This is a genomic window from Psychromonas sp. Urea-02u-13 (genome assembly GCF_002835995.1).
Classification (GTDB): Bacteria; Pseudomonadota; Gammaproteobacteria; order Enterobacterales; family Psychromonadaceae; genus Psychromonas.
The window spans coordinates 1-2,584 of the sequence record NZ_PJBZ01000167.1; the positions used below are offsets into that span (position 1 = coordinate 1).

Annotated in this window: 1 rRNA gene; it reads right to left on the reverse strand. The window is 50.1% G+C overall.

From position 1 onward, the window contains the following. Positions 1 to 20: 20 nt before the first annotated feature. Positions 21 to 2,584: ribosomal RNA gene (locus CXF74_RS21010) — 23S ribosomal RNA — on the reverse strand; the annotation flags it as partial.

Consider the following 2,584-nt stretch of genomic DNA (forward strand, 5'->3'; position numbering starts at 1 on the left):
ACAAAACTCTTAGAGTTTGTATGGTTAAGCCTCACGGGTAATTAGTACAAGTTAGCTCAATACCTTACGGCACTTACACACCTTGCCTATCAACGTTGTAGTCTCCAACGGCCCTTTAGGGAACTTAAAGTTCCAGTGAGAACTCATCTCGAGGCTCGCTTCCCGCTTAGATGCTTTCAGCGGTTATCGATTCCGAACGTAGCTACCGGGCAATGCATCTGGCGATACAACCCGAACACCAGCGGTTCGTCCACTCCGGTCCTCTCGTACTAGGAGCAGCTCCTCTCAATTCTCAAACGCCCACGGCAGATAGGGACCGAACTGTCTCACGACGTTCTAAACCCAGCTCGCGTACCACTTTAAATGGCGAACAGCCATACCCTTGGGACCGACTTCAGCCCCAGGATGTGATGAGCCGACATCGAGGTGCCAAACACCGCCGTCGATATGAACTCTTGGGCGGTATCAGCCTGTTATCCCCGGAGTACCTTTTATCCGTTGAGCGATGGCCCTTCCATTCAGAACCACCGGATCACTATGACCTACTTTCGTACCTGCTCGACGTGTCTGTCTCGCAGTTAAGCTGGCTTATACCATTGTACTAACCTCACGATGTCCGACCGTGATTAGCCAACCTTCGTACTCCTCCGTTACTCTTTAGGAGGAGACCGCCCCAGTCAAACTACCCACCAAACAGTGTCCCAAACCCCGATTCAGGGGCCATGGTTAGAACTCAAAACATACAAGGGTGGTATTTCAAGGTTGGCTCCACCAAATCTAGCGACCTGGTTTCAATGCCTCCCACCTATCCTACACATGTAGGCTCTAAGTTCACTGCTAAGCTGTAGTAAAGGTTCACGGGGTCTTTCCGTCTAGCCGCGGGTACACAGCATCTTCACTGCGATTTCAACTTCACTGAGTCTCGGGTAGAGACAGCATGGCCATCATTACGCCATTCGTGCAGGTCGGAACTTACCCGACAAGGAATTTCGCTACCTTAGGACCGTTATAGTTACGGCCGCCGTTTACCGGGGCTTCGATCAAAAGCTTCGACCTAAGTCTAACCTCATCAATTAACCTTCCGGCACCGGGCAGGCGTCACACCCTATACGTCATCTTACGATTTAGCAGAGTGCTGTGTTTTTAATAAACAGTTGCAGCCATCTGGTATCTTCGGCCACCAACAGCTGAATCCGCAAGGGACATTACCGTCGGTGGCGTACCTTCTCCCGAAGTTACGGTACCATTTTGCCTAGTTCCTTTACCCGAGTTCTCTCAAGCGCCTTGGTATTCTCTACCTGACCACCTGTGTCGGTTTGGGGTACGATCCTTTATTATCTGAAGCTTAGAGACTTTTCCTGGAAGCATGGCATCAATGACTTCAACACCGTAGTGTCTCGACATCGTATCTCAGCGTTAACAGAAACCCGGATTTACCTAAGTCTCCCGCCTACATACTTGAACCTGGACAACCATCGCCAGGCCCACCTAGCCTTCTCCGTCCTCCCATCGCAATAATAAAGGGTACGGGAATATTAACCCGTTTCCCATCGACTACGCCTTTCGGCCTCGCCTTAGGGGTCGACTCACCCTGCCCCGATTAACGTTGGACAGGAACCCTTGGTCTTCCGGCGGGGGGGTTTTTCACCCCCCTTATCGTTACTCATGTCAACATTCGCACTTCTGATACCTCCAGGATGGTTTACACCTTTCCCTTCGACGGCTTACAGAACGCTCCTCTACCATGCCTAGATAAATCTAAGCATCCGCAGCTTCGGTGATATGTTTAGCCCCGTTAAATCTTCCGCGCAGACCGACTCGACTAGTGAGCTATTACGCTTTCTTTAAAAGATGGCTGCTTCTAAGCCAACTTCCTAGCTGTCTAAGCCTTTCCACATCGTTTCCCACTTAACATATACTTTGGGACCTTAGCTGGCGGTCTGGGTTGTTTCCCTTTCCACGACGGACGTTAGCACCCGCCGTGTGTCTCCCATGATTGCACTTGTTGGTATTCGGAGTTTGCATAGGGTTGGTAAGTCGGGATGACCCCCTAGCCTAAACAGTGCTCTACCCCCAACAGTGATACATGAGGCGCTACCTAAATAGCTTTCGAGGAGAACCAGCTATCTCTTGGTTTGATTGGCCTTTCACCCCCAGCCACAAGTCATCCCCTAATTTTTCAACATTAGTGGGTTCGGTCCTCCAGTTGATGTTACTCAACCTTCAACCTGCTCATGGCTAGATCACCAAGTTTCGGGTCTAATCCCAGCAACTATTCGCCCAGTTAAGACTCGGTTTCCCTACGGCTCCCCTAAACGGTTAACCTTGCTACTGAAATTAAGTCGTTGACCCATTATACAAAAGGTACGCAGTCACGGAACACAATGTCCGCTCCTACTGCTTGTACGTACACGGTTTCAGGTTCTATTTCACTCCCCTCACAGGGGTTCTTTTCGCCTTTCCCTCACGGTACTGGTTCACTATCGGTCAATTAGGAGTATTTAGCCTTGGAGGATGGTCCCCCCATATTCAGTCAGGATTTCTCGTGTCCCGACCTACTCGTTTTCACTATAAAGAAGTTTTT